We start from the raw sequence: 25,908 nt of genomic DNA on the forward strand, positions 1-25,908 counted from the left end.
CGAACGGCTTCGGGGGCGCCCCTGTGTGTTGCGTGATGCCGATGCCGGCCGGGACGGCTCAGATGCGGACCTGGACGGCGCGGCTCAGCCGGTCGTGGAGGCCGCGGCCGTCGCGGTCCCAGACGATCGCCGGGATGACCAGGGCCAGCAGCACGGTGCGCAGCACCACGCGGCCGAAGCCGAGGCGCCCGCCGTCCTGCGAGACGACCCGCAGCCCCAGCATCCGCTTCCCGGGGGTGAAGCCCACGGTGCCGACGGTCAGGATGCTCAGGGTCACGAAGAGCGCCAGCGTCCAGTTGCCCGTGGCGCCCGCGTCGCGGCCCGTGATCAGCCCGTATGCGATCAGCTGACAGCCGATCCAGTCGATGGCCACGGCGCCGAACCGGCGCCCGAACCGCGCCACGGAGCCGGGCCCCTGCTGCGGCAGGCCGAGCTGCTGGCCGGGGTAGCCGAAGTCGACGCCCATGTCCTCGGCGGCCGCGCGGGGGCCGGAGAGCCAGGATCCGATTGCTTGCCTCTTGTCCACCCGACCAAGGTACCCGTGCTGCTCCCCGGCATTCCGGCGGGACCCTGGTTAACTTGTGCGAAACAAATGGGTCATGCTTGAGAAATCCCGCCTGCTTATGGTCGGGTCAGCGTGCGGCACCGCACTGACGCACCACGAGCTATAAAGCCCGTCCCTGCCCCGGGGTGGGAGTAGGAGGAGTTGGATGTTCCAGAACGCCGACGAAGTGAAGCAGTACATCGAGGAGAACGACGTCAAGTTCGTTGACGTGCGCTTCTGCGACCTGCCTGGTGTGATGCAGCACTTCACCATCCCGGCTCGGGCATTCGACCCGGCGGAGGAGCTCGCCTTCGACGGCTCCTCGATCCGTGGCTTCCAGGCGATCCACGAGTCCGACATGGCGCTGCGTGCCGACATCACCACCGCGCGTCTGGACCCGTTCCGCAAGGACAAGACGCTCAACATCAACTTCTTCATCCACGACCCGATCACGGGCGAGGCCTACAGCCGCGACCCGCGCAACATCGCGAAGAAGGCCGAGGCGTACCTCGCCTCCACCGGCATCGCCGACACCGCGTACTTCGGCCCCGAGGCCGAGTTCTACGTGTTCGACAGCGTGCGCTTCGCGACCTCCGCGAACGAGGGCTTCTACCACATCGACTCCGAGGCGGGTGCCTGGAACACGGGCTCCGAGGAGAACAACCGTGGTTACAAGGTCCGCTACAAGGGTGGTTACTTCCCCGTAGCCCCGGTCGACCACTTCGCCGACCTGCGCGCCGAGATCTCCCTCGAACTGGACGCCCAGGGCCTCCAGGTCGAGCGCCAGCACCACGAGGTCGGCACCGGCGGCCAGGCCGAGATCAACTACAAGTTCAACACGCTGCTCGCCGCGGCCGACGACCTGATGCTCTTCAAGTACATCGTGAAGAACGTCGCCTGGCGCAACGGCAAGACCGCGACCTTCATGCCGAAGCCGATCTTCGGCGACAACGGCTCGGGCATGCACGTGCACCAGTCGCTGTGGGCGAACGGCGACCCGCTGTTCTACGACGAGGCCGGCTACGCGGGCCTGTCGGACACCGCGCGCTACTACATCGGCGGCATCCTCAAGCACGCCCCGTCGCTGCTGGCCTTCACCAACCCGACGGTGAACTCCTACCACCGCCTGGTGCCGGGCTTCGAGGCGCCGGTCAACATGGTGTACTCGCAGCGCAACCGCTCCGCCGCCATGCGCATCCCGATCACGGGCTCGAACCCGAAGGCCAAGCGCGTCGAGTTCCGCGCCCCGGACCCGTCGTCCAACCCGTACCTCGCCTTCGCGGCGCTGCTGCTCGCGGGCCTCGACGGCGTCAAGAACAAGATCGAGCCGATGGAGCCGATCGACAAGGACCTCTACGAGCTCTCGCCCGACGAGCACGCGAGCGTCCCGCAGGTCCCGACCAGCCTGGAGGACGTCCTCAAGGCCCTGGAGGAGGACCACGAGTACCTCCTGGCCGGCGGTGTCTTCACCCCCGACCTGATCGAGACCTGGATCGACTACAAGCGCACGCACGAGATCGCCCCGATCGCGCAGCGCCCGCACCCGCACGAGTTCGAGCTCTACTTCGACCTCTAAACAGCGCGTGTGACAGTGTCACCGAGCCCCGCCGGTTCTCCTCGGAGACCGGCGGGGCTCCGTCGTTTCCGGCTAGGTTCCCCGTATGGAAGATCCCTGGAAGACCATCGGCGCGCTCGGGGCGCGGTTCGACGAGCACGACCGGGAGCGGGGGGTCGCGCACGAGGAGAGCGTGACGCTCCAGATCCTGAAGATCGGGGAGGAGTTCGGCGAGGCCGCGCAGGCCGTCATCGGGGCCAAGGGGACCAACCCGCGCAAGGGGGAATCGCACACCTGGGGCGATGTGGAGGCGGAGGTGGCCGACGTCATCGTGACGGCCATGGTCGCCCTCGCCCGGATGCGGCCCGACGCCCCCGCGTTCTTTGCCGCGCACCTCCAGGAGAAGTCGCGGCGGTTCCTCTGATCAGCGCAGCAGCGGCATGGCGCCCGTCAGGTCCCGCAGGCAGCGGATCGCGAGTTCCGCCGGTGAACGGGGGCCGCTGACCGGGGCGTCGGTGGTCGACCAGAGCTCCAGGGCGATGCGGATCGCGTCGGTGGCCGCCGCCGCGAGGAGCCGTACGCCGAGCGCGTCGGCGTCCGGGCCGGCCAGCCGGGCCACCACGGGGACCAGGCGCTCCTCGGAGTCCTGGTTCACCTTGTACCAGACCGCGCGCAGGGCCTCGTCGGTCGCCGCCGCGCGCAGCAGCCCGCGGGTGACCTCAAGGCCCTCCTCGACGGCCTGGAGATCGGTCAGCGAGCGCTTGACGGCGCGTTCCAGGGCCTCGGCGAGCGGGGTGCCGGGGTCCTCCTCGGCGAGCAGGGCGCGCCAGGCGTCGCCGCCGCCCGCGAGCAGCGGGGCCACCGCCTCCTGCTTGTTGCGGAAGTAGCGGTAGAACGTCCGCAGCGCCACGCCCGCCCGGTGGGCGATGTCCTCGGCGGTGGTGGCGTCGGGGCCGTGCTCGGCGAACAGTTCGCAGGCCGCGCGGGCGATGTCGAGCTGGGTGGCGGCCTTGCGGCGCTCGGTCAGCGACTGGGCTCCGGGGCCGGCCTGGGGAGAGTACGGACGTGGGGATCTCACTAGGGAAGAGTACTCCCCGGACCGACCGGCAACTGCACTCTTTGTCACTCTGGCAAAACGTGTCATGGCACCGGTACGCTCGTCCCCATGAACCGTTACGAAGGACGCCGAGTCCTCATCACCGGGGGCGGCTCCGGCATCGGCCAGGCCACCGTCCACCGCATTCTGTCGGAGGGCGGCCGCGTCCACACCGTGGACGTCAGCGAGGCCGGCCTCAAGGCCACCGCCGACCGCGCTGCGGCCGACGGGCACGGCGCGCGGCTGACCACCGCCGTGCTCGACATATCCGACGAGGCCGCTGTACGCGCCGGCATCGCCGCCGCCGTCGAGAGCCTCGGCGGCCGCGGCATCGACGTGCTGGTCAACGCGGCGGGCATCCTGCGCTCCGCGCACACCCACCAGACCACGCTGGACCTCTGGAACCAGGTCATCGGGGTCAACCTGACCGGCACCTTCCTGATGATCCGCGAGTCGCTCCCGGCGCTGCTGGAGGGCGACCAGCCGGTCGTCGTCAACTTCAGCTCCACCTCGGCGTCCTTCGCCCACCCCTACATGTCCGCCTACGCGGCCAGCAAGGGCGGCATCCAGTCCATGACCCACGCGCTGGCCGCCGAGTACAGCAAGCAGGGCCTGCGCTTCGTCGCCGTCGCGCCCGGCTCCATCGAGAGCGGCATGACCACCGGCAACGGCCCCGGCCTGCCCGAGGACACCGACTGGAGCCTGTTCGCCAAGCTCGCCCCCGCCATCGGCCAGGGCTTCGCAGGCCCGCAGACCGTGGCCGGCGTCGTCGCCATGCTGGGCTCCGAGGACGGCGCCTTCATCACCGGTACGGAGATCCGCATCGACGGCGGCACGCACTACTGAGCAGGCACTGAGCAGGCACTGAGCAGGCACTGATCAGGCGCGGAACCGGTCCCACAGCCGGGGGAAGCGCTCCGCGAGCACGGCTTCGTTCTCGAAGTCCAGCGGTGCGCCCTCCGGCTCCGCCGGCTGCAGCGGGATCCCCAGGTCCGGCGCCACCGCCCCGGTCAGCTGCTCGTACGCCTCGTCGGCCGCGTACCCCAGCTCCTCGCCGTCCCCGTCGATCTCCTCGTCGAACTCGCCGAGCAGCTCAGCCAGCTGGTCCGGGTCGTGCACCCCGCCCTCGAAGACCTCCCGCCCCTGGCCGATCAGCCAGCACCGGAAGTAGTCGAACGCGTCGTCGCTCGCCCCGTCGAGCAACACCCACGCGGCGCCCCACAGGTCCCACGTGTAGGCCCGGTTGTACCGCGACTCGAAGTGCCGGGCGAAGTCCAGGACGGAGTCGGGATCGAGCTGGGCCAGCCGCTCCACGAGCAGCTCGGCGTGCTCCTCGGGGTCGCCATCGGCGGCCTCGCGGGTACGGTCGACGATCTCCCAGAACTCCGTCTCGTCCATGCGATCCTCTCGAAAGCGGCCCGAAGCGCCGCCGCGCCGTTGTACATTCGGTGCCTGCCCTCGGGCAGAGGTCAGGGCTTGGCCTTCATGAGGGATCGCGATCCCAAGTGAGAAGCCGCCCGGATTCGTCCGGGAGGAGGAGTCACCACCGCTCCAGCATCACGGCTGGACCACCCCGCCGCCACCGCGCGTACGGCGAAGGCCGGTATCCATCCCCCAGAGGGACGGATACCGGCCTTCGCCGTACTCCACACGGCTCAGAGGCCGTAGCGCTCCCGGGCCTCCTTGATGGCGGACGCCGGGACCTCGCCGCGGCGGGCGAGCTGGGCCAGCGCGGCCACCACGATCGACTGGGCGTCCACACCGAAGTGGCGGCGGGCGCCCTCACGGGTGTCGGACAGGCCGAAGCCGTCCGTACCCAGCGAGGTGTAGTCCTGCTCGACCCACTGGCTGATCTGGTCCGGAACCTGGCGCATCCAGTCGGACACCGCGAGGACCGGGCCCGCGGCACCCTCCAGCGCGCGGGTGACGTACGGGGTGCGCACCTCGCCGCGCAGCAGCGCCTCGTCGCACTCCAGCGCGTCGCGCCGCAGCTCGCCCCAGGAGGTGGCGGACCAGACGTCGGCGGAGACGTTCCAGTCGGCGGCGAGCAGCTTCTGCGCCTCCAGCACCCAGTGGATCGCCGTACCCGAGGCCATCAGCTGGACCTTCGGGGCGTCCGCGGCCGGGGCCGCCTCCGCCAGGTCCGCCGCCGTGTTGAAGCGGTAGAGGCCCTTGAGGATGCCCTCTTCCACGCCCTCGGGCATGGCCGGCTGCACCTTCGGCTCGTTGTAGACCGTCAGGTAGTAGAAGACGTCTTCCGGCTTCTCGCCGTACATCCGGCGCAGACCGTCCTTGACGATCACCGCGATCTCGTACGCGAAGGCCGGGTCGTAGTTCAGCGACGCCGGGTTCGTGGACGCGATCAGGTGCGAGTGGCCGTCCGCGTGCTGGAGGCCCTCACCGGTCAGCGTGGTGCGGCCGGCGGTGGCGCCGACGATGAAGCCCTTGCCGAGCTGGTCGGCGAGCTGCCACATCTGGTCGGCGGTGCGCTGCCAGCCGAACATCGAGTAGAAGATGTAGAACGGGATCATCGGCTCGCCGTGCGTCGCGTACGACGTGCAGGCGGCGATGAAGTCGGCCATGGCGCCGGCCTCGGTGATCCCCTCGTTGAGGATCTGGCCGTCCTTGGCTTCCTTGTAGTACATGAGCTGGTCGCGGTCGACCGGCTCGTACGTCTGGCCCAGCGGCGAGTAGATGCCGGCCGACGGGAAGAGGGACTCCATGCCGAAGGTGCGGGCCTCGTCCGGGACGATCGGCACCCAGCGCTTGCCGGTCTCCTTGTCCCGCATCAGGTCCTTGACGAGCCGGACGAAGGCCATGGTGGTGGCCATCTCCTGCTTGCCGGAGCCCTTGAGGAGCGGGGCGAAGGAACGGTCCGCCGGGGCGGGCAGGGCCACGTGCTTGACCTTGCGGGCCGGGGCCGGGCCGCCGAGCGCCGCGCGGCGCTCGTTCAGGTACTGGACCTCGGGGCTGTTCGCGCCCGGGTGGCCGTACGGGACCTGGCCGTCGGCGAAGGCGCTGTCCGGGATCGGGAGGCCAAGGAGGTCACGCATGTCCTTGAACTCGTCGATCGTCAGCTTCTTCATCTGGTGGTTCGCGTTCTTCGACTCGAACCCGGCGCCCAGCGTGTAGCCCTTGACGGTCTGCGCGAGGATGACCGTCGGCGCACCCTTGTGCTCCAGGGCGGCCTTGTACGCGGCGTAGACCTTGCGGGGCTCGTGGCCGCCGCGGGAGCTGTGGAAGCACTCGGCGATCTTGGCGTCGGAGAGCACGCCGGCCAGCTGCACGAGCTCGGCGTTGGCGCCGAAGAAGTGCTGGCGGATGTAGGCCACGTCGCGGGTCGCGTACGTCTGGAACTGCGCGTCCGGTACCTCGCGCAGGCGGCGTACCAGGGCGCCCGTGGTGTCGAGCTGGAACAGCTCGTCCCAGGCGGAGCCCCACAGCGACTTGATGACGTTCCAGCCGGCGCCGCGGAACTGGGCCTCCAGCTCCTGCACCACGCGGAAGTTGGCGCGGACCGGACCGTCGAGGCGCTGCAGGTTGCAGTTGATGACGAAGGTCAGGTTGTCGAGCTGCTCGCGGGAGGCGAGGGCCAGGGCGGCGGTCGACTCGGGCTCGTCCATCTCGCCGTCGCCCAGGAAGGCCCAGACGTGCGAGTTGGCGGTGTCCTTGATGCTCCGGTTCTGCAGGTAGCGGTTGAAGCGCGCCTGGTAGATCGCGGAGAGCGGGCCGAGGCCCATGGACACCGTCGGGAACTCCCACAGCCACGGCAGGCGCCGCGGGTGCGGGTAGGACGGCAGGCCGTTGCCGCCGGACTCCTGGCGGAAGTTGTCGAGCTGCTGCTCGGAGACCCGGCCGTCGAGGAAGGCGCGGGCGTAGATGCCGGGGGAGGCGTGGCCCTGGATGTAGAGCTGATCGCCCGATCCGTCGGCCTCCTTCCCGCGGAAGAAGTGCTGGAAGCCGGTCTCGTACAGCCACGCGGCGGAGGCGAAGGTGGCGATGTGGCCGCCGACGCCGTACTTGGAGCCGCGGGTGACCATGGCGGCCGCGTTCCAGCGGTTCCAGGCGGTGATCCTGGCTTCCATCGCCTCGTCACCGGGGAACTCCGGCTCCGCGGCGGTGGGGATGGTGTTGACGTAGTCCGTCTCCAGCAGCTTCGGCAGCGCGAGGCCGGCGGCCTCGGCGTGCTGGAGCGTACGGCGGAGCAGGTATTCGGCGCGGCGCGTACCGGCGGCCTTTGCGACGGCGTCGAGGGAGGCCGCCCATTCGGCGGTCTCCTCGGTGTCGCGGTCCGGGAGCTGGTCGAGCTCGCTCGGAAGCTTTCCTACGGGGTCGGACATCGGTGTGCGCCGCCTTCCGGACAAAGGAGAGGTGGTGAAGAAAATCCCTGACGGGCAGGACAGGGTCGTTGGACCTGGTTGAGGTCCGCGACGACTGTAAATCGCTGATCGATGATCGATCAAATGAAAGTGACGAAGAAACGTCCATATGACAAAAGTCGGCACCGGGTGCCATGGATTTAGGCACCCGGTGCCGGGTAAATCGGTACAAAAAGGTGCGGTCCGGAGATGATCAAGCGCGCGGAGCGCACCCCAGCACGTGCCGCTTCACCAGCACGCCGATGTCGGGGTCCCGGCTGCGGAACGCCTCGACGAGCGCCTCGTGCTCCTCGGCGTAGGACTTCTGGACGGTTCCCAGCCACCGGATGGACAGGGCCGTGAAGACCTCGATGCCCAGGCTCTCCCAGGTGTGCAGCAGCACGCTGTTCCCCGCCGCCCGCACCATCTCCCGGTGGAAGCCCACCGTGTGCCGCACCTGCGCCGTGCCGTCCTCGGCGCGGTCCGCCTCCCACAGCGCCGCCACGTGCGGCTCCAGGGCCGAGCAGTCGCTCGCCAGCCGCGGCGCGGCCAGCTCGGCCGCGATCTGCTCCAGGCCGGCCCGGACCGGGTAGATCTCCTCCAGGTCGGCCGCCGACAGGTTCCGTACGCGCACGCCCTTGTTCGGCGCCGACTCGATCAGCCGCAGCGTCTCCAGCTCGCGCAGGGCCTCGCGCACGGGCGTCTGGCTGACCTCCAGCTCCACGGCGATCCGGCGCTCCACGATGCGCTCGCCGGGCTTCCAGCGCCCGCTGACGATCCCCTCCACGATGTGCTCGCGGATCTGCTCGCGCAGCGAGTGCACGACGGGTGGGGTGATCATCGGCGGTTCATCTCCTGTGGGGTTCGCACGGGTCGATGCGTAGACAATACGGCGGTGTCGGCCCGGTGAGATGCGTTCCCGACGGTGACCCCGGGTGAGGCTGGTTACAAGGGCTGAGGGGCTCCCGAGGCGCGGATGCTCCGGATCAGGCCACCCAGGACCTCGTCGTGCCCGGAGTGGCGCTCCAGGACCGACCTGATCTCCCCGATGACCCTGGCCTGTTCTGTGAACTCGTGGGGGTGCCACCGCTCTTCCCCGAGGGCCATCCCCGCCAGCGCGCGGGCGAGTTGCCTGTGGACCTGGCCGGTGAACGCCTCGCGGTGTTCCGCGGACTCCAGGAGTCCGATGGCGAAGAGGAGCCCGGGGTCCGGCTCCTCGGGCGCGGCCAGGAGCCGCCCGCACCGGCTGCGCAGCGCGTCGCGGTCCACGACGTACTGGTACGCGGACGCGATCCCGTCGGCCCGTGCCAAGGTGACCAGGGCGTAGTGCCCGTGCCACCGGCCGGCCTTGACCTCGGACCACAGGAGTGCGACGGCCCGGTCGCTGAGCAGGAACTTCGCATGCGCGGTGAGGTAGTTCCGGGCCTCCTCCCAAGTCGGCAGTGCCTTCCAGGCCGTGACGCATTCGCTCGTGAGGTACGGGAAGAACGCGCTGTCGGGGTCCCTGGAGTCCGCCTCCCGGGCGACCTCCAGGCGGAGCGCGGCGAGCCGGTCGACCAGGGCGATCTCCTCCACGGCCGTGACGACCTCGGCCGAGCGCAGGAGGCCGGCGTGCTCGTCCCAGAAGGCGCGGGCGTCGGCCCAGGTGGGGCACCGGACCCACGTGACCGCGAGGTCCGCCGCGGCCTCGGGGATCCCCAGCCAGTCGGGCGGCTCGGTACGGGCGACCGTGCGCCACAGCTCGTCGACCCGCGCGGCACTGGCCTCATCGCCGCGGTGGTGGGCCCGGAGCAGTCTGCGGGCCTCGACGGCCGTGTCGGCGGCCTCGGAAGGCCCGGGCGGATCCGCGAGGGCGATGAGGGTACTGATGCCGGGGCCCGGGTCCGGGAAGGTGAGCAGCAGCCTCGCGCGCTGGAGCGCGAGCCGGCGGGCCGAGTCCGGATGCCCGGCCAGCTCCCGCTCCACCTCGGTGTAGACGGTGACGGCCTGCCGGGCGGAGACCAGGCTGACGAGCAGGTCGAGGGCGGCCGAGAGGCTGCCGAAGTAGGTGGTGGGGTCGCTGCGCGCCAGCGTCCGGTAGATGCCGACGGCTTCGGAGATCGCGGCGAGTGCGCGGCACGAGTCCCCGCCGACGTGGTGGATGGACGAGAGATCGACGAGGGCCCGGGCGAGGTCGGGGAGGTAGGCGGCGGGGTTGTCCCGCGCGACGAGCCGGTAGAGGGTGGTGGCCTCGGTCATCGCCTTGAGCGCACCGTGCCGGTCCCCGCAGCGCGCGCGGACGTCGGTGAGGTCGCAGAGGCACAGGGCCAGGTCCGGGCGGCGGGCGGCCGGGTTCTGCGCGGCCAGTGCCCGGAACAGCCCCACGGCTTCGGTGACGGTGGTGAGTGCGGCCGGCAGGTCCTCGTTCTCCGCGTTGATGCGGGCCAGGATCATGAGTGACTGGGCGTGGTACGGCACGTACACGGCCGGATCCCGCTCGGCCTGGACCCGGAAGAGTTCGCAGCCCTCACGGGCGAGCGCCACCGCCTGGTCCGGCTGGTCCGCGGACAGCGAGAAGGCGACTTCGGCCAGTGCTTCCGCCAGATCCGGGCGGAAGCGCTCCGGGTTCAGATCGAACAGCTCACGGGCCAGTTCGATGCCTTCGGTCCCCGCCATGACGACGTGCTCGGACAGCGCCCGGCGCAGGTACGGGTTGGCACTCCCGGTCTTGGTGGCGTCGGCGCTCTGGGTGTGCAGGAGCTTGACCACGGCGCGGGCGACGCGGCACGCGGGATTCTCCGGCAGACCCGTCGCGGGATCCACCGGCAGATAGGTCTCGGACTCGCGGCGGAGGTGGTTGACGAGTTCGTGGTGGTAGAGCCGGTAGACGGCCTGGGCCTCGTCCCCGTCCTCCACGACGTAGCGCCCGTAGTTGTTCAGAAGCCAGTCCACGTCCGCGGGGCGGTAGCGGACCCCCTCCGCGCTGAGCGCGGAGGCGACGGCTTCCCAGACGCCCTGCGCCGGCATACCGCTGCCGGAGCTCCATGCGAGTGCCGTCAGGAGGTCCTCCGCCGCGTACGGCAGGTTCTTGCCGTCGCGCTCCCGCTTGGGACCGCTGCGCAGGTCATCGGCGAAGGCGTGGCCGATGGAATCGGGAATGACCTGGTTCCAGTCCTGTCTGCCGGACGCCGCCGACCGCCTGATCACGGACCGGACGGCCATGCTGGCGTACAGGAAGGCGCCGCTGCTCGCGGCGCAGGCCCGTTCGGAGATGACCACCGCCGCCGTGTAGGCGTCGTCCTCGGGCAGGTCCGCGGCGGTCAGCCGGCGCCGGCTGTAGTGCCGGATGTCGTCGGCGGTGTCGGCTTCCTCGTCCAGGCTGCACGCGCGGGCCCGGGTGCCCAGTTGGCGGCTCAGCGTCCGGCCCAGCGGTTCCCCGGACTCGGCGTCACCCAGGAACGGCCTGTTGCGGGAGCCGAGGAGGACGCACGCCAGGCGGCTCAGCGGGGCCAGCAGGTCCTTCATGATGCGGGGGATCTGGTCGGGCTGCGCCTCGTCGAGACCGTCCAGTACGAGGACGAGGGGTTCGTCGGCATCGGACCATTCGCTCTCCACCTCGGCGATCAGCGCGGCCGGGGTCAGCGGCGGTGGCAGCTTCAGCGCGCGGGCGATCGCCTCGGCGAGCTGCCGGACGCTGAGGCCGCGCAGGTGGAACGAGGCGTCCACCGAGTCTGGGCCCGGGTCCGGGTCATCGTCCGCGAGGGCGAGGTGCTTCAGGATGTCCGCACGGTGCGCCGGCTCGGACAGGGTCCAGATCCTGCCCAGCACGGCGGACTTCCCGCTGCCCGCGCTGCCCGTGACCAGGAACAGCCCGGGCTGCCGGTCCTCCAGCCACTTCGTGATCTCCCTGAGCACCCCGTGGCGGCCGCTGAAGAACCACCCCTCGTCGACCCGGTCGGCCCCGCGTGCCGCCCTCACCAGGTGCTCCACCAGCTCGGGCGCCGGATCCTTGGCGGTCGGCCGGCGCGGATTGGCGAACATGGCCCGCGGAACCCCGGCGGTGACCGGCTGCATGAGTTGGCCCGTCGACTGCGGCCACTGCTCGGCGATGTCCTCCAAGAGGTCCTGCCCGGTGATGTGGGGGTTCCGGGTACTGAACGCGTGCCGGTACCTCCCCGCCCGGGGCCCCTTGCTCAGTACCCGGGTAGCGGTCTCCAGCAGCATGCCGGAGTCCTCGGCGGTCTCGTCCGGCCGGCAGCACGCGATCGCCCCGAGCCATGCGGACCGGCCCGGCGGAAGACTGTCCTCGTCCAGCTTGCGCCGCCACCGCTTCACGACGTCGGGGACGCCCGCCCCCGCGTAGCAGGTGTCGATGAGCAGGAGCACCTGGTCCGCCCTGCTGAGCAGGACGGTGTTCGCCAGGAAATCGGGCGAGTAGGTCTGCTCCAGGTCCTCCACGTCGTCGGTGTCGTGCACGATCAGACGCAGCTCCCGGTCCTGGAGCACGGCGTGTCCGGACCACAGGACCACCGCCGGACCGTGGTCGCCCGTGGCGGCCCATTGCCGGCACCAGCCCGTCAACGACTTCCTGAGGCGCTCGCGGCTCGGATCCACCAGCACCGTCGACCTGTACCCGTACCTCTCCAGCAGGCCGCAGAGGTTGCGCATCTGGTCGGCGGCCTCCGCCAGGTGCGTGAACCGCTCGCTCCGGTAGTTCTCCACCACGACGCCGAGCACCGTCCCCCGGATGCGCCTGCCCTGCTCACCCATGGTTTCCACACACCAGCGTCAGCGCCGTCACCGGCGCCCCCGGATGCTTCACCGCCCGCACCGCCACCCGGTAGCCGCCCGGGTCCGGGGCGGGGAAGGCGGTGGTGTACCGCCCGCCGCCGAGATTGCGCAGGGAGCGCGAGGTCGCGGGGCCGCCGCCGTCGGGACGCAGCTCGGCCGTGATCAGCAGCTCGTCGTGGCGGGGCGTCCGCGGCGGCACGGTGACGTCCACCGGGCACGGCTCGCCCGGCTCCAGCAGCGGGGGCGCCAGCACGCCGAGCGGCACGGAGCCGTCCTCGTCGCTCCGGCGGAACACCGGCTCCCGGCCGAGCAGGCGCCACAGGACCTCGCGTACGCCCACGTTGTTCTGGAGCGAGCCGTGCTGTTCGCAGGAGGTGTGGGACTCGGCCGTGGCGTAACCGCTGCCGGAGGCGTTCGCGGGGCGGGCCGAGAGGCGGGGGACCGTACCGTCGCCGCCCTCGTCCTCGCCCTCGATGTCCCACAGCGGGACGAGCAGGTCGCCGGCGTACTCGGCGGTGGTGGCGGTCCGCTGGAGCACGCCGGTGACGGCGTCCAGCGTGGTGGGGACGGCGCGGTCGGCGGCCCGGCGCAGGGAAGCGTGGAACGCGGCGGCGTCCGCGAGCAGAGCCGGGTCCACACCGGGCAGTCCCGGCAGGTCACGGGCGTACGCGAGCTTCCCTCCGGGGCCCTTCACGCACGCGTAGTCGGGGGTCAGCTGGTGCAGCGAGGGCAGGCTGCGGGCGAAGGCGTCCAGGTCCGGGCCGAGCGGGCCCCACCCCCTGCGCAGACCGTTGGCCAGATTGGTGAGGGCGTTCACCGAGCCCCGGTGCGGGGTGCCCAGGGTGATCACGCGGCGGGTGATCTCGTGGCCGCCGAGGCACTCCGTGTAGTAGCGGGCCACGAGGCCGCCCATGGAGTGGCAGACGAACACCGCGCGGGCCTCCCCGCGGTCGGGCGCGGAGGCCCGCCACCGGTCCAGTTCGCTCTCGGTACGGTCCTTCAGGAGCTCGGCGTTGTAGCGGCAGGACAGCCGCCAGTCGTACGGGAACACCAGGAGGTTGCCCGGCGCCCCGGGAGCGGGGCGGGCCAGGGCGAAGGACCGCTCCAGCCACTCCAGCAGTGCGGTGTAGCCGTCCACCGGGTGCCAGACGCCCGGGATCACGTGCACGCTGCGCAGGACGCCCGCGGGGACGATCCCGTCCCCGGGGTGGCCGTCCCCGAGGTCCGCCGGGAGGCGGAGCCGTCTCAGGGAGCCCCCGAGGCTGCGGACGGCATGCCACAGGGCGCCGCCCGACACGTCCCACACCGGTTTGCCGTCGGCGTCGGCCAGCCGACTGCCCATGATCCCCGGCAGCACCACGACGAGATCTGCCACGGGTGCACGTGCCATGTCTTCAGGCTAGGACGACGACGGCGCCCCCGCCCGGGGAGATCCCGGGCGGGGGCGCCGTCGTCGAACAGGGGGTGCTGTACCCCGGAGCCTTACAGGCCGAGCTCGACCTCGAACTCGCCGGCCTCAAGGATGCCCTTGACGGCCGAGAGGTACCGGGCCGCGTCCGCGCCGTCCACCAGGCGGTGGTCGTAGGACAGGGTCAGGTACGTCATGTCGCGGACGCCGATGACGGTGCCCTCGGGGGTCTCGATGACCACCGGGCGCTTGACCGTGGCACCGATGCCCAGGATGGCGACCTGGTTCGGGGGCACGATGACCGTGTCGAACAGCGCGCCGCGCGAGCCGGTGTTGCTGATCGTGAAGGTCGCGCCCGACAGCTCGTCCGGCGTGATCTTGTTGCCGCGGACCTTGCCGGCCAGATCGGCGGTCGCCTTGGAGATGCCCGCCAGGTTGAGGTCACCGGCACCCTTGATGACCGGGGTCATCAGGCCCTTCTCGGAGTCCACGGCGATGCCGATGTTCTCCGAGTCGAAGTAGGTGATGGTGCCCTCGTCGTCGTTGATCCGGGCGTTGACGACCGCGTGGGCCTTCAGCGCCTGGGCCGCGGCCTTGACGAAGAACGGCATCGGCGAGAGCTTGACGCCCTCACGGGCCAGGAACGCGCCCTTGGCCTTCTCGCGCAGCTTCATGATCTTGGTGATGTCCACCTCGACCACGGAGCTGAGCTGCGCCTGCGAGTGCAGGGCCTTCATCATGTTGTCGCCGATGACCTTGCGCATGCGGGTCATCTTGACGGTCTGGCCGCGCAGCTCGGAGACCGCGGCGGCCGGAGCCTTCGCGGCCGGAGCGGCAGCAGCCGGAGCCGGGGCGGCAGCGGCGGCCTTGGCGGCCTCGGCGGCGGCCAGGACGTCCTGCTTGCGGATACGGCCACCGACACCGGTGCCCGAGACCGTGGACAGGTCGACGCCGGACTCCGAGGCGAGCTTGCGCACCAGCGGGGTCACGTACGCGCCCTCGTCACCGGCGGAAACCGGAGCGGCGGGGGCGGCGGCCGGGGCGACCGGAGCCGGAGCGGCCACGGGGGCCGGAGCGGCAACCGGAGCCGGAGCGGCAACCGGAGCGGCAACCGGAGCGGCCACGGCCGGGGCAGCCACGACCGGAGCCGGGGCGGCAACCGGAGCGGCAGCCTGGACCGGAGCCGGGGCAGCGGCGGCCGGGGCGGCCGCGGGGGCTGCGCCGGCCACGCCGATGACGGCCAGACGGGCGCCGACCTCGGCGGTCTCGTCCTCGCCGACCAGGATCTCCAGCAGGGTGCCGGCGACCGGGGCGGGGATCTCGGTGTCGACCTTGTCGGTCGAGACCTCCAGCAGCGGCTCGTCGGCCTCGACCGACTCGCCGACCTGCTTCAGCCAGCGGGTGACGGTGCCCTCGGTGACGGACTCGCCCAGGGCGGGGAGAACGACATCGGTACCGGCGGCGGCCGGGGCGGCCGCAGCGGGCGCCCCGGCGACGGGAGCCGGGGCCGCGGGGGCCTCGGCGACCGGAGCCGGAGCGGCCGGGGTCTCGATGACGACCGTCTCGGCGGCCGGGGCCGCAGCCGCGGCCGGCGCGCCGGAGCCGTCGTCGATGACGGCCAGCTCGGCGCCGACCTCGACGGTCTCGTCCTCGGCGACCTTGATCGAGGCCAGGATGCCCGCCACGGGGGAGGGGATCTCGGTGTCGACCTTGTCGGTCGAGACCTCGAGCAACGGCTCGTCGGCCTCGACGCGCTCGCCCTCGGCCTTCAGCCAGCGGGTGACAGTGCCCTCGGTGACGCTCTCACCGAGCGCCGGAAGGGTTACGGAAACCGACATGGTTTCTGTTGCTCCTAACGAAAGTGCGGAAGTGGTCGTCGCGCCCAGGGACGATTAGTCGTGTGCGTGCAGGGGCTTGCCGGCGAGGGCCAGGTGGGCCTCGCCCATCGCCTCGTTCTGCGTCGGGTGCGCGTGGATGAGCTGCGCGACCTCGGCCGGCAGAGCTTCCCAGTTGTAGATCAGCTGGGCTTCGCCGACCTGCTCGCCCATCCGGTCACCGACCATGTGGACGCCGACCACGGCACCGTCCTTGACCTGGACGAGCTTGATCTCGCCCGCGGTCTTCAGGATCTTGCTCTTGCCGTTGCCCGCAAGGTTGTACTTCAGGGCCACGACCTTGTCCGCGCCGTAGATCTCCTTGGCCTTGGCCTCGGTGATGCCGACGGAAGCGACCTCGGGGTGGCAGTAGGTGACGCGCGGGACACCGTCGTAGTCGATCGGGACGGCCTTGAGGCCGGCCAGACGCTCCGCGACCAGGATGCCCTCGGCGAAGCCGACGTGCGCGAGCTGGAGGGTCGGGACGAGGTCACCGACGGCCGAGATGGTCGGCACGTTGGTCTGCATGTACTCGTCGACCAGGACGTAGCCGCGGTCCATCGCGACGCCCTGCTCCTCGTAGCCCAGGCCCTGCGAGACCGGGCCGCGGCCGACGGCGACCAGCAGCACCTCGGCCTCGAAGGTCTTGCCGTCGGCCAGCGTGACGCGCACGCCGTTCTCGGTGTACTCGGCCTTGTCGAAGAAGGTGCCGAGGTTGAACTTGATGCCGCGCTTGCGGAAGGCCCGCTCCAGCAGCTTGGAGCTGTTCTCGTCCTCGACCGGAACGAGGTGCTTGAGGCCCTCGATGACGGTGATGTCGGAGCCGAAGGACTTCCACGCCGAGGCGAACTCGACGCCGATGACGCCGCCGCCCAGGACGATCGCGGACTCGGGCACGCGGTCCAGGACCAGCGCGTGGTCCGAGGAGATGATGCGGTTGCCGTCGATGGCCAGGCCCGGCAGCGACTTCGGCACGGAGCCGGTCGCCAGCAGGACGTGCCGGCCCTGGATGCGGCGGCCGTTCACGTCGACGGAGGTCGGCGAGGAAAGGCGGCCCTCACCCTCGATGTAGGTCACCTTGCGGGAGGCGACCAGGCCCTGCAGACCCTTGTACAGGCCCGAGATGATCTCGTCCTTGTACTTGTGGACACCCGCGATGTCGATGCCCTCGAAGGTGGTCTTCACACCGAACTGGGCGGCCTCGCGAGCCTGGTCCGCGATCTCACCCGCGTGCAGCAGAGCCTTCGTGGGGATGCAGCCGTTGTGCAGGCAGGTGCCGCCGAGCTTGTTCTTCTCGATCAGGGCAACGTCCAGACCCAGCTGGGATGCGCGCAGCGCCGCGGCGTAGCCGCCACTGCCACCGCCGAGGATCACTAGGTCGAAAACGGTGCTGGCGTCGTTCGCCACGTCACGTCCTCCATGCATGTGCGCCGAGCACCGGTCCTCTGTGACCGGGCGGCGGCTGGTAATCGGCCGCTTGTTTCTTCGGCCCTGTGGTGGGGGCCCTGTCCTGCCGAGAACCCATCTTCGCATTTGTCGGGGGAACGCGGGACGCCGGGCCCGGCATCCGGCGGGCCGATCTGCCCGAAGCAAGGGTTACCGGTGCGTAGAAACCTACGGATTTCGTTGTAGGTGAACACATCCCGAGCGCACCCCGAGCCTTGGTCGAGTGCCGACCAAGGCTCGGGTGTGCGTCACGTCTCACACGGAGTACGCCAGGGGGCGCGTCAGCCCAGGTCGCCCGTGGCCGTACGCTCGGCCAGTCGCACCAGGGTGCGCACGGCCGAGCCGGTGCCGCCCTTGGGGGTGTAGCCGTACGGGGCGCCCTCGTGGAAGGCCGGGCCCGCGATGTCGAGGTGGGCCCAGGTGATGCCCTCGCCGACGAACTCCCGCAGGAAGAGGCCGGCCACCAGGCCGCCGCCCATCCGGACACCCATGTTGGCGATGTCGGCGGTGGGGGAGTCGAAGGACTTGCGCAGGTCCTCGGGGAGCGGCATCGGCCAGGAGGCCTCGCCGACCTCCTCGGCGATCTCGTGGATCGAGGTGCGGAAGGCGTCGTCGTTGGCCATGATGCCGAAGGTCCGGTCGCCCAGGGCCAGCACCATGGCGCCGGTCAGGGTGGCGACGTCGACGATCGCGTCCGGGTTGTCCTCGGAGGCCTTGGTCAGCGCGTCACCCAGGACCAGGCGGCCCTCGGCGTCCGTGTTGAGGACCTCGACGGTCTTGCCGCTGTACATGCGCAGCACGTCACCGGGCTTGGTGGCGGAGCCGGACGGCATGTTCTCGGCGAGCGCGAGCCAGCCGGTGACGTTGACGCGCAGGCCCAGCTTGGCGGCCGCGACGACGGCGGCGAACACGGCGGCGGCGCCGGACATGTCGCACTTCATCGTCTCGTTGTGGCCGGCCGGCTTCAGGGAGATGCCGCCGGAGTCGTAGGTGATGCCCTTGCCGACGAAGGCGAGGGTCTTCTCCGCCTTGGCGTGGGTGTAGGTGAGCTTCACCAGGCGCGGCGGGTTCTCGGAGCCCTTGCCGACGCCCATGATGCCGCCGTAGCCGCCCTTGACGAGCGCCTTCTCGTCCAGGACCTGGACCTTGATGCCGTTCTCCTTCGCGGTCGCGGAGGCGACCGCGGCGAAGGCCTCGGGGGTGAGGTCGTTCGGCGGGGTGTTGATCAGGTCACGGGCGATGTTGACCTCGGCCGCGACGATCGAGGCGCGCTCGGCCGCGGCCTTGTGCTCCTTGTCGCGCGGCTTGGCGCCCAGCAGGGCGACCTCGGCCAGCGGCTGCTTCGGGCCGCTGTTCTTGCCGCCGTCGCCGGCCTTCTTCTCGCCGCCCTGGTAGGCGGTGAAGGCGTACGCGCCCAGCAGCGCGCCCTCGGCGACGGCGGTGACGGCGGAGGCGTCGTCCAGCGGGAGGGCGAAGGCGGCCTTCTTGCTGCCGTGCAGCGCGCGGGAGGCGGAGCCGGCGGCGCGGCGCAGCGCCTCCTCGTCGTACGACTCGTCCTGCTCCGGGACCGGTCCCAGTCCGACGGCCAGCACGACCGGGACCTTGAGGCCTGCCGGGGCGGGCAGCTTGGTGGTCTCGCCTTCGGCGCCCGAGGCGCCGAGCGCGTCGAGCACAGCGGCGAGCTTTCCGTCGTACGCCTTGTCCACGGCCTCGGCGCCGGCGGCCACGACGAGCCCCTTCGGGCCCTTCGCCACGCCGACCACGAGGGCGTCGGCGCGCAGCGTCGCCGCGCCGGCAGTGCTGAGAGTCAGAGCAGTCACGGTGGTGAAGTCTCGCTTCCGTTTGTTTGTGAGGGCTGCGGTCGCGTCGGGGTCGCCGGCCGCTCCGCAGCGATCGTAATCCGGCCCGACGGCCGCCAGAAATGAGCGTACGCGTACGCGCTCGTCCGCACGTCACTCGAAGGTTTGGGAAGTTGTTCGATCAACGGGGCGGCAGGTTCACCCATCTGTGGTCTCTGTTCCAGGTTTGCCCTTTAGACCTGACGAGGTCCGAGAGACTCGAGCCCACTCTCGCAAGGGGACGCGGGGTCCCTTTGCATGATTTCCACAGAGCCTCCCCGGCCGGCCCGCCCCACAGGGTCCGGAGCCGGAGGACGCCTGCGGGGGGAAAGGCCGACATGGTCAACAAGAAGAACCGGATGAACAGGGCCGCAGCCGTGTGTGCGGCGGCAGCCCTGGTGTCCGTGGCACTACCCGCCGTGGCCGCCCGGGCGGCGACGGCACCGCGCATCGACCTGAAGGTGCTCGTCGTGGACGACGGCGGCAGCTCGGTCGAGGCGATCACCGCGGAACTCCGCGACACCGGAGTCCCGTTCACCCGCGTGCAACTGGGCAGCAGCGGCCGCCCCGTCATCAACGCGGCGTACCTCAGCGACACGGTCGACGGCCGCCCGCGCGCCAAGTTCCAGGGGGTGGTCCTGCCGAACGAGAACCCGTTCGGAGAGGGCTCGGCCGAGATGGCCGCGCTCAGCGCGTACGAGACGGCGTACGGGATCCGCCAGGTGGACGCCTACACCTGGGCCCACCCGGGCGTCGGCCTGGAGTACACCGACAACGGCGGCTACAGCGGCTCCCTCGACGGCACCCCGGCCACCGTCACGGCCGCCGGCAAAACGGGCCCCTTCGGCTACCTCGGGGGCCAGGTCGCCTTCGAGGACAACTCGCCCCTGGTCCCGGAGAGCTTCGGGTTCATGGGCAAGCCGCGCCCCGGCTACACCAGCTACCTCGACGCCCCCGTCGGCTCCGGACGCGCCTCGCTCGTCGGCGAGTACACCCACGACGGGCGCAGCGAACTGGTCGTCACCTTCGGCTACAACCAGTACCAGCAGCAGTTCCGGCTGCTCGCCCGCGGCATCGTCGAGTGGCTCACCCAGGGCGTCCACCTCGGCCAGGAGCGCAACTACTTCGCGGTCCACGTCGACGACGTCTTCGCCCCGGACGCCCGCTGGAACAAGGAGCTCAACTGCACGCCCGGCGACTACGCCTGCGCGGGCGGCGAGGGCCAGGAGAGCACCATCCGCATGACCGCCGCCGACGCCCAGTACGCGGCGCAGTGGCAGACGGCTAAGACCTTCAAACTGGACATGCTCTTCAACGCCGGCGCCGGCGAGGAGTGGAAGGCCGAGAACGGCGGCACCGACGCCATGACGGCCCAGCTGGTGGCCGACCGGGCCAAGTACCGCTGGATGAACCACACCTACACCCACCCCTTCCTCGGCTGCGTCCAGGACACCACCACCACCCCCTGGACCTGCACGAAGAACGCCCAGGGCGCCGTGAACTGGATGAGCCGGGCCGAGATCTCCGCGCAGATCCGCGACAACAACAACTGGGCGGCCTCCAAGGGCATCGCCACCGACCGGAGCGAACTCGTCACCGGCGAGCACTCCGGCCTCAAAACCCTCCCGCAGCAGGGCCAGGACAATCCCAACCTGGCCGGCGCGCTCGCGGACAACGGCGTCAAGTGGGCCGGCAGCGACAACTCCCGCGAACCGGCGCAGCGGGCGGTCGGCGCCGCCCTCACCGTCCCGCGCCACCCGATGAACGTGTACTACAACACGGGCACCAACGCGGAGATGGCCGACGAGTACAACTGGATCTACACCAGCCGGGCCGACGGCGGCAGCGGCGTCTGCGAGGACAACCCGGCGACCTCCACCTGCCTGCCGGACCCGCTCGACACCGCCACCGGCTACCTGAACCACATCGTCCCGCAGGAGGCCAGGACCGCCCTGCGCCACGTACTGGCCAACGACCCGCGGCCGCACTACGTCCACCAGAGCAACCTCGCCGAGGACCGCACCCTCTACCCGGTGCTCAACCAGGTCCTCGACACCTACCGCTCGCTCTACGCGCCCAGCGCGCCGATCGTCAACCAGAGCATGAAGGACACGGGCGTCGAGCTCAGCCGCCGCGCGGCCTGGGACAAGGCGCTCGCCGAGAACAAGGTCACCGCCTACCGCATCGGCACGGCCGTCACCGTCAAGGCGCCCGCCGGAGTCGTCGCCCCGGTCACCGCACCCACCGGCACCAAGAAGCAACTCCTCCTCGGCACCGCGGACTTCGGCACCGCCTACGCCGGAACCCGCTCCACCTGGACCTCGCCCGAGCTGCTCCAGAGCGCCGTCACGCTCAAGCTGCCCAGCTGACCGTCCCGAAAGCCGCCACGAGTACCACCTAGCGCCGGCGCTCCGCGAACCACGGGCGCCGGCCCCTTTTCCGTCCTGGGGGGACACACCGCATGAGCCATGGGCGTCATGTCACCATGCTCACCGAAGGCACCTACCCGCACGTCCACGGGGGCGTCAGCACCTGGTGCGACCAACTGGTACGCGGCATGCCGGAGGTCGACTTCAACGTCATAGCCCTGACCGGCTCCGGACGCGAGCCGGTCACCTGGGAACTGCCGCGCAACGTCTACCGCCACACCGCCGTCCCGCTGTGGGGCCCGCCGCCCGCCCGCGGACTGCGCCGGGCACTGCGCGGCAAGGCCCAACGCCGCTTCACCGAGACCTACGCCTCCTTCCTGCTCTCCCTGCTCGACCCCGGGCACGGCGGCTTCTCCGAAGCCCTGCGGGAACTGGCCCAGCTCGCCCGGGCCGGCCGGCTCGCCCCGGCCCTGCGCTCCGAGTCGGTCCTGCGCCTGCTGATGAGCCTGTGGACCCGCCCCGGCCTGGTCACCGCGGACGCCGAGCCCACCATCCACGACGCGCTCACCGCCACCGACCTGCTGGAACACGCCTTGCGCCCGCTCTCCGTACGGATCCCGCCCGACAGCGTCGCGCACGCCGTCAGCAGCGGACTCGCCACCCTTCCGGCCCTCGCCGCCAAACACCTCGACGGGGTCCCCTTCCTCCTCACCGAGCACGGGATCTACCTGCGCGAGCGCTACCTCGGCTACCGCACCGCCGCCCAGCGCTGGCCCGTCAAGGCCCTCATGCTCGGCTTCTACCGCGAGCTCAACACCGAGGGCTACCGCCAGGCCGACCTGATCACCCCGTGCAACCAGTACAACCGCCGCTGGGAGGAGCGCGGCGGCGCCGACTCCGAGCGGATCCGTACCGTCTACAACGGCGTCGACCCGCACGCCTTCCCCGAGGCCGGCCCCGAACCCGATGTGCCCACCCTCAGCTGGTGCGGACGCATCGACCCGATCAAGGACCTCGAAACCCTCATCCGCGCCTACGCGTTCATGCGCGTGGAGCTGCCGGCCCTCAGGCTGCGCCTCTTCGGCCCGGTCCCGGCCGGCTGCGAGGACTACCGGATCCGCCTGGAGAAACTCGCCGCCGAACTGGGGGTGAGCGACGGCATCTCCTACGAGGGCCGCATCGAGCAGGTCGCCAAGGCGTACGCGGCCGGCAGCATCGTGATGCTCTCCTCCATCAGCGAGGGCTTCCCCTTCAGCATCATCGAGGCCATGTCCTGCGGCCGCACCACCGTCTCCACCGACGTCGGCGGGGTCTGCGAGGCCGTCGGCGACACCGGCCTCGTCGTCCCGCCGCGCGAGCCCGAGACCATGGCCCGCGCCACCCTCGCCCTGCTGCGCGACGACGAACGCCGCGCCCAGCTGGGCCGGGCGGCCCGCAAGCGGGTCGTGGAGAAGTTCACCCTCCACCAGTCCGTGGACGGCTTCCGCCACATCTACCGCGAACTCGCCGGACAGCCCGTGCTGCCCGTCCACGAGGGCGACGACTGGACGCAGCGGCTCGCCGACCCCTGGTACCGCGAACTGGCCGCCGACGGGAGCCTGTGGTGAGCGGATCCCTCTGGCTGCGCGTTCCCGGCGGCGACACCCTGCCCGCCATCCCCCGGCCCCGGCGCACCGGGCCGGGGGACCCCGCCGCCGACCCGATGGACGAACTCGCCGACCGGCTCGGCGGGTTCATCGCCGCGGCCGTCCACCCCGACGAGATCGCCGCCATCCTCGAATCCGACGGCATGACCGACGAGCACATCCGGCTCACCTACGGCCGCCACGACTCCTTCGGCCTCGCCGAGGAGCTCTACGAGCGGGTGCCCCGTGCCTTCCCGGAGCCCGAGGACACCCCCGACCCGTGGAAGGTCTCCCTCACCGCCTGCCTGCTGCGCGGGCTCATCTTCGCCCTCCCCGGCCTCGCCTACGTCCTCGGCGCCCCCCTCCTGGAGGGCCCCAAGGACCGGCTGGGCCTGCCCGCCGGGACCGTGACCCTGCTCGCCGGGGCCCTGATCGGCTGGGTCTGGGACCAGACCCTGTCCCACCGCGCCTACTCCTGGCTCGGCCTCGGCGACCGGGCCGCCGCCGGGCGGACCCTGCTCGCCGGGGCCCCCGCCGGGGCCCTGCTGGGGACCGCCGCCGCGCTGACGGTCCCCGGCGGGCCGCCGTTCTCGTACGCCTTCGCCGCCGGTCAGGCCCTGTACGTCGGGGCCGCCACCGTGCTGCTCGTCCTCGGCCGCGAACGGCTGCTGCTCGCCGCGCTCGCCCCGATGGCCGCCGGGTCCGCGCTCGCGTTCTTCACCGACCTGCCCCTCCCGGTCCGGGTCGGGCTGCTGGTGGTGTCCCTGCTGGCCGCCTGCACGCTGGCCGTACGGGAACTGCCCGTGGCCGACGGGACCCGGGCCGCCGCACGGCGGATCCGGAGCTGGTCGCAGCGCCGCCCGGGTGAGGGTCCGGTGCGCTGGCGGATGCTGCGCGGCGCCGAGGAGGAGTTCGCACCGCGCGGGCCCCGCCTCGGCGAATCGGTTCCGTACGGGGTCTTCGGCCTCGGCACCGGTCTGCTCGTGCTGTACGCCGCCCTCGGCGAGGTCCTCGCCGGCGGCCCCGCCGAAGCCGTCGCCGCCCCCTCGGCGGTGGCGCTGACCCTCAGCATGGGTCCCGCCGAATGGCTGCTCCACCGGTTCCGCAGCGGCAGCCTCGCCGGGCTGCGCGGCGCCCGCTCGCCGCGCGCGTTCCGGCTGCGGATGCTCGCCACCCTCACCCAGTGCCTCGCCACCTACCTGGCGGTGCTGCTGGCCCTGGGCGTGGCCGGCACCCTGCTCTGGCCCGGCGCCCCCGGCCTGACCGGGATCCGCGTCGCCACCCTGCTGCTGCTCGGCGCCGTGATGTGGACCGGGCTCCTCCTCCAGTCCTTCGGGGCCGTACGGCCCGCCGCGGTCGTCTGCGCCTCGGCGGCCGTCGCCCAGAGCCTGGCCCTGCTCACCGGCACGGGCCAGCCGCGCGTGGTCCAGCTGGTGGTGGCGGGCGTGGCCGCGGCCGCCCTCACCGCGCTGGTCTGCCTCCTGCTGGGCCGGGCCACCGCCCACCGCTGAATCCCGTACCCGAAGAAGGACCACATGCTGCTGGTGCCCCTCTACGAGCACCCCGCCGACCAGCCCGAGGCCTGGGAGCGGCTCATCCGCTCCGCGGGCCGGCTGCACTCGGTCGTGCTCAACCCCGACAGCGGGCCGGGCCGGGCCCCCGACGAGAGGTTCGCCGTCGTCGCGGCGCGACTGCGCGAGGCCGGGGTGCCCGTCCTCGGGTACGCCGACACCGACTACGGGCGCCGCCCGCACGCGGCCGTCGTCCAGGACCTGCTGCGCCACCGCGACTGGTACGGCGCCGACGGGGCCTTCCTCGACCAGGTCTCCTCCGACTCCCGCAGCCTGCCCCACTACAACCGGCTCGCCGTCGCCGCCCGGGCCGCCGGGGCCCGTACCCTCGTCCTCAACCACGGGGTCCACCCACACCCCGGGTACGCCGAACTCGCCGACCTGCTCGTCACCTTCGAGGGGCCGTGGGACGCCTACCGGGACGCGGCCGTGCCGCCCTGGACCGCCGAACACCCCGCCCAGCGGTTCTGCCACCTCGTCTACGCCGTCCCGCCCGGCGCCCCGGCCGCCGAACTCGCCGAGCAGCGGGGGGCGGGCGTGCACTGCGCGGTCCCCGGGACCGGCGCACACCCGTGGGGGACCCTCCCGTACGCCCTGGAGGCCACCGGATGAAACGCCCGTCCTCCCGCAGCCGACTGCTGCTCCTCGTACCGCTCCTGCTCCTCGCGGCCTGCACCGCCGGGGAGTCCGACGACGACGGCCCGGACGACGTGTCGCCCGCCCCGGCGCCCGGCGAGCGCTGGCAGCCCAGGCCCGGCGTCAGCTGGCAGTGGCAGCTCACCGGGAAGCTCGACACCTCGGTGAAGGCGGCCGTCTACGACGTCGACGGGTTCAACACCACCAAGGAGCAGGTCGACACGCTGAAGCGGGCCGACCGCAGGACCATCTGCTACCTCTCCACCGGGGCCTGGGAGGACTTCCGCCCGGACGCCGCCGACTTCCCCACCTCGATGCTCGGCGAGGGCAACGGCTGGGAGGGCGAGCGCTGGCTGGACATCCGGCGGCTCGCGGAGCTGGAGCCGCTGATGGCCAGGCGCATCGACATGTGCCGGGACAAGGGCTTCGACGCCGTCGAGCCCGACAACATGGACGGCTACGCCAACAAGTCGGGCTTCCCGCTCACCGCCGACGACCAGCTGCGCTACAACCGGCTGATCGCGAAGCTGGCCCACGACCGGGGCCTGGCGGTCGGTCTGAAGAACGACCTCGGCCAGATCCCGGAACTGGTGGGGGAGTTCGACTTCGCGGTCAACGAGGAGTGCATGGACCACGACGAGTGCGGGCTGCTCGACCCGTTCGTCAAGGCCGGGAAGGCCGTCTTCCACGTGGAGTACGAGAACCGGATCGGGCAGTGGTGCGCCCGAGCGCAGGCGGGACGGCTCAGCTCGCTGCAGAAGAAGGCCGAGCTGGGGGTCTGGCGGCAGGTCTGCCCCGCCACCGGCAAGCCCCGCTAG

The 25,908-nt window shown here is 71.4% G+C and carries 18 protein-coding genes; 8 read left to right on the plus strand and 10 right to left on the minus strand.

The annotated features are described in order from the left end of the window. Nucleotides 1-58: 58 nt before the first annotated feature. Nucleotides 59-526 carry an RDD family protein gene (locus tag ACZ7GJ_RS17555; RefSeq protein WP_365917264.1) on the minus strand — a complete coding sequence of 156 codons (468 nt, stop codon included), beginning with the start codon at nucleotides 524-526 and terminating at the stop codon, nucleotides 59-61. A gap of 184 nt (nucleotides 527-710) precedes the next feature. On the opposite strand from ACZ7GJ_RS17555, the gene glnA reads away from it, so the two are divergent. Continuing rightward, entirely contained in the window at nucleotides 711-2,120 is a 1,410-nt protein-coding gene (gene glnA / locus ACZ7GJ_RS17560) for a type I glutamate--ammonia ligase (protein WP_365917265.1), read from the plus strand. Between the two features lie 85 nt (nucleotides 2,121-2,205). Next, on the plus strand, nucleotides 2,206-2,523 hold the full coding sequence (locus ACZ7GJ_RS17565; RefSeq protein WP_470752583.1) for a MazG-like family protein: 318 nt from the start codon (nucleotides 2,206-2,208) through the stop codon (nucleotides 2,521-2,523). Here the strand turns inward: ACZ7GJ_RS17565 and ACZ7GJ_RS17570 are convergent, their stop codons facing one another. Next, nucleotides 2,524-3,177, minus strand: a complete 654-nt coding sequence (locus tag ACZ7GJ_RS17570) for a TetR family transcriptional regulator (protein WP_470752584.1) — start codon at nucleotides 3,175-3,177, stop codon at nucleotides 2,524-2,526. Between the two features lie 87 nt (nucleotides 3,178-3,264). Here ACZ7GJ_RS17570 and ACZ7GJ_RS17575 point away from each other — a divergent pair, with 87 nt between their 5' ends. Beyond that, on the plus strand, nucleotides 3,265-4,041 hold the full coding sequence (locus ACZ7GJ_RS17575) for an SDR family NAD(P)-dependent oxidoreductase (protein WP_470752585.1): 777 nt from the start codon (nucleotides 3,265-3,267) through the stop codon (nucleotides 4,039-4,041). Nucleotides 4,042-4,074: 33 nt separating this feature from the next. Here the strand turns inward: ACZ7GJ_RS17575 and ACZ7GJ_RS17580 are convergent, their stop codons facing one another. The 8 genes from ACZ7GJ_RS17580 to ACZ7GJ_RS17615 all read right to left on the minus strand — a co-directional run bounded on the left by ACZ7GJ_RS17580 (nucleotide 4,075) and on the right by ACZ7GJ_RS17615 (nucleotide 18,871). Beyond that, the gene (locus tag ACZ7GJ_RS17580; protein WP_470752587.1) at nucleotides 4,075-4,593 is read right to left on the minus strand and encodes a DUF4240 domain-containing protein; all 519 of its coding nucleotides are present in this window, start codon (nucleotides 4,591-4,593) and stop codon (nucleotides 4,075-4,077) included. A gap of 257 nt (nucleotides 4,594-4,850) precedes the next feature. Next, nucleotides 4,851-7,535, minus strand: a complete 2,685-nt coding sequence (gene aceE, locus ACZ7GJ_RS17585) for a pyruvate dehydrogenase (acetyl-transferring), homodimeric type (protein ID WP_470752588.1) — start codon at nucleotides 7,533-7,535, stop codon at nucleotides 4,851-4,853. A 232-nt stretch (nucleotides 7,536-7,767) separates the two neighbouring features. Further along, complete coding sequence (locus tag ACZ7GJ_RS17590) at nucleotides 7,768-8,391, minus strand: GntR family transcriptional regulator (protein ID WP_470752822.1); 624 nt, start codon at nucleotides 8,389-8,391, stop codon at nucleotides 7,768-7,770. A gap of 107 nt (nucleotides 8,392-8,498) precedes the next feature. Then, on the minus strand, nucleotides 8,499-12,302 hold the full coding sequence (locus ACZ7GJ_RS17595) for a hypothetical protein (protein WP_470752590.1): 3,804 nt from the start codon (nucleotides 12,300-12,302) through the stop codon (nucleotides 8,499-8,501). Beyond that, nucleotides 12,295-13,713, minus strand: a complete 1,419-nt coding sequence (locus ACZ7GJ_RS17600; protein WP_470752592.1) for an esterase/lipase family protein — start codon at nucleotides 13,711-13,713, stop codon at nucleotides 12,295-12,297. Before ACZ7GJ_RS17600 ends, ACZ7GJ_RS17595 begins: the two co-directional genes overlap by 8 nt. A 92-nt stretch (nucleotides 13,714-13,805) precedes the next feature. Further along, nucleotides 13,806-15,569, minus strand: coding sequence for a 2-oxoglutarate dehydrogenase, E2 component, dihydrolipoamide succinyltransferase (gene sucB / locus ACZ7GJ_RS17605; RefSeq protein WP_470752593.1), 1,764 nt, complete (start codon nucleotides 15,567-15,569; stop codon nucleotides 13,806-13,808). 54 nt (nucleotides 15,570-15,623) lie between these two features. After that, nucleotides 15,624-17,012: a dihydrolipoyl dehydrogenase gene (gene lpdA, locus ACZ7GJ_RS17610; protein WP_365917274.1), complete on the minus strand. Its 1,389-nt coding sequence runs from the start codon at nucleotides 17,010-17,012 to the stop codon at nucleotides 15,624-15,626. A 320-nt stretch (nucleotides 17,013-17,332) separates the two neighbouring features. After that, nucleotides 17,333-18,871, minus strand: a complete 1,539-nt coding sequence (locus ACZ7GJ_RS17615) for a leucyl aminopeptidase (RefSeq protein WP_470752597.1) — start codon at nucleotides 18,869-18,871, stop codon at nucleotides 17,333-17,335. Nucleotides 18,872-19,227: 356 nt separating this feature from the next. Between ACZ7GJ_RS17615 and ACZ7GJ_RS17620 the strand changes: the two genes are divergently transcribed. The 5 genes from ACZ7GJ_RS17620 (at nucleotide 19,228) to ACZ7GJ_RS17640 (ending at nucleotide 25,908) form a co-directional block, all read left to right on the plus strand. After that, a complete protein-coding gene (locus ACZ7GJ_RS17620) occupies nucleotides 19,228-21,258 on the plus strand; it encodes a hypothetical protein (RefSeq protein WP_470752598.1) in 2,031 nt (676 codons plus the stop codon). A 92-nt stretch (nucleotides 21,259-21,350) separates the two neighbouring features. Then, nucleotides 21,351-22,865: a GT4 family glycosyltransferase PelF gene (gene pelF / locus ACZ7GJ_RS17625; RefSeq protein ID WP_470752601.1), complete on the plus strand. Its 1,515-nt coding sequence runs from the start codon at nucleotides 21,351-21,353 to the stop codon at nucleotides 22,863-22,865. Further along, nucleotides 22,862-24,394 carry a hypothetical protein gene (locus ACZ7GJ_RS17630; RefSeq protein ID WP_470752606.1) on the plus strand — a complete coding sequence of 511 codons (1,533 nt, stop codon included), beginning with the start codon at nucleotides 22,862-22,864 and terminating at the stop codon, nucleotides 24,392-24,394. Before pelF ends, ACZ7GJ_RS17630 begins: the two co-directional genes overlap by 4 nt. Before the next feature lie 24 nt (nucleotides 24,395-24,418). Further along, nucleotides 24,419-25,066 carry a spherulation-specific family 4 protein gene (locus tag ACZ7GJ_RS17635; protein WP_470752608.1) on the plus strand — a complete coding sequence of 216 codons (648 nt, stop codon included), beginning with the start codon at nucleotides 24,419-24,421 and terminating at the stop codon, nucleotides 25,064-25,066. Beyond that, complete coding sequence (locus ACZ7GJ_RS17640; RefSeq protein ID WP_470752610.1) at nucleotides 25,063-25,908, plus strand: endo alpha-1,4 polygalactosaminidase; 846 nt, start codon at nucleotides 25,063-25,065, stop codon at nucleotides 25,906-25,908. Before ACZ7GJ_RS17635 ends, ACZ7GJ_RS17640 begins: the two co-directional genes overlap by 4 nt.

This window comes from Streptomyces sp. NPDC037242, assembly GCF_055604165.1.

What these genes read in the sequence shown, in the direction of transcription:
- ACZ7GJ_RS17600 (WP_470752592.1), bottom strand. Translation starts at nt 13,713, where the DNA reads ATGGCACGTGCACCCGTGGCAGATCTCGTCGTGGTGCTGCCGGGGATC.
- ACZ7GJ_RS17620 (WP_470752598.1), top strand. Translation starts at nt 19,228, where the DNA reads ATGGTCAACAAGAAGAACCGGATGAACAGGGCCGCAGCCGTGTGTGCG.
- ACZ7GJ_RS17575 (WP_470752585.1), top strand. Translation starts at nt 3,265, where the DNA reads ATGAACCGTTACGAAGGACGCCGAGTCCTCATCACCGGGGGCGGCTCC.
- glnA (WP_365917265.1), top strand. Translation starts at nt 711, where the DNA reads ATGTTCCAGAACGCCGACGAAGTGAAGCAGTACATCGAGGAGAACGAC.
- aceE (WP_470752588.1), bottom strand. Translation starts at nt 7,535, where the DNA reads ATGTCCGACCCCGTAGGAAAGCTTCCGAGCGAGCTCGACCAGCTCCCG.
- pelF (WP_470752601.1), top strand. Translation starts at nt 21,351, where the DNA reads ATGAGCCATGGGCGTCATGTCACCATGCTCACCGAAGGCACCTACCCG.
- ACZ7GJ_RS17565 (WP_470752583.1), top strand. Translation starts at nt 2,206, where the DNA reads ATGGAAGATCCCTGGAAGACCATCGGCGCGCTCGGGGCGCGGTTCGAC.
- ACZ7GJ_RS17595 (WP_470752590.1), bottom strand. Translation starts at nt 12,302, where the DNA reads ATGGGTGAGCAGGGCAGGCGCATCCGGGGGACGGTGCTCGGCGTCGTG.
- ACZ7GJ_RS17635 (WP_470752608.1), top strand. Translation starts at nt 24,419, where the DNA reads ATGCTGCTGGTGCCCCTCTACGAGCACCCCGCCGACCAGCCCGAGGCC.
- ACZ7GJ_RS17640 (WP_470752610.1), top strand. Translation starts at nt 25,063, where the DNA reads ATGAAACGCCCGTCCTCCCGCAGCCGACTGCTGCTCCTCGTACCGCTC.
- ACZ7GJ_RS17580 (WP_470752587.1), bottom strand. Translation starts at nt 4,593, where the DNA reads ATGGACGAGACGGAGTTCTGGGAGATCGTCGACCGTACCCGCGAGGCC.
- sucB (WP_470752593.1), bottom strand. Translation starts at nt 15,569, where the DNA reads ATGTCGGTTTCCGTAACCCTTCCGGCGCTCGGTGAGAGCGTCACCGAG.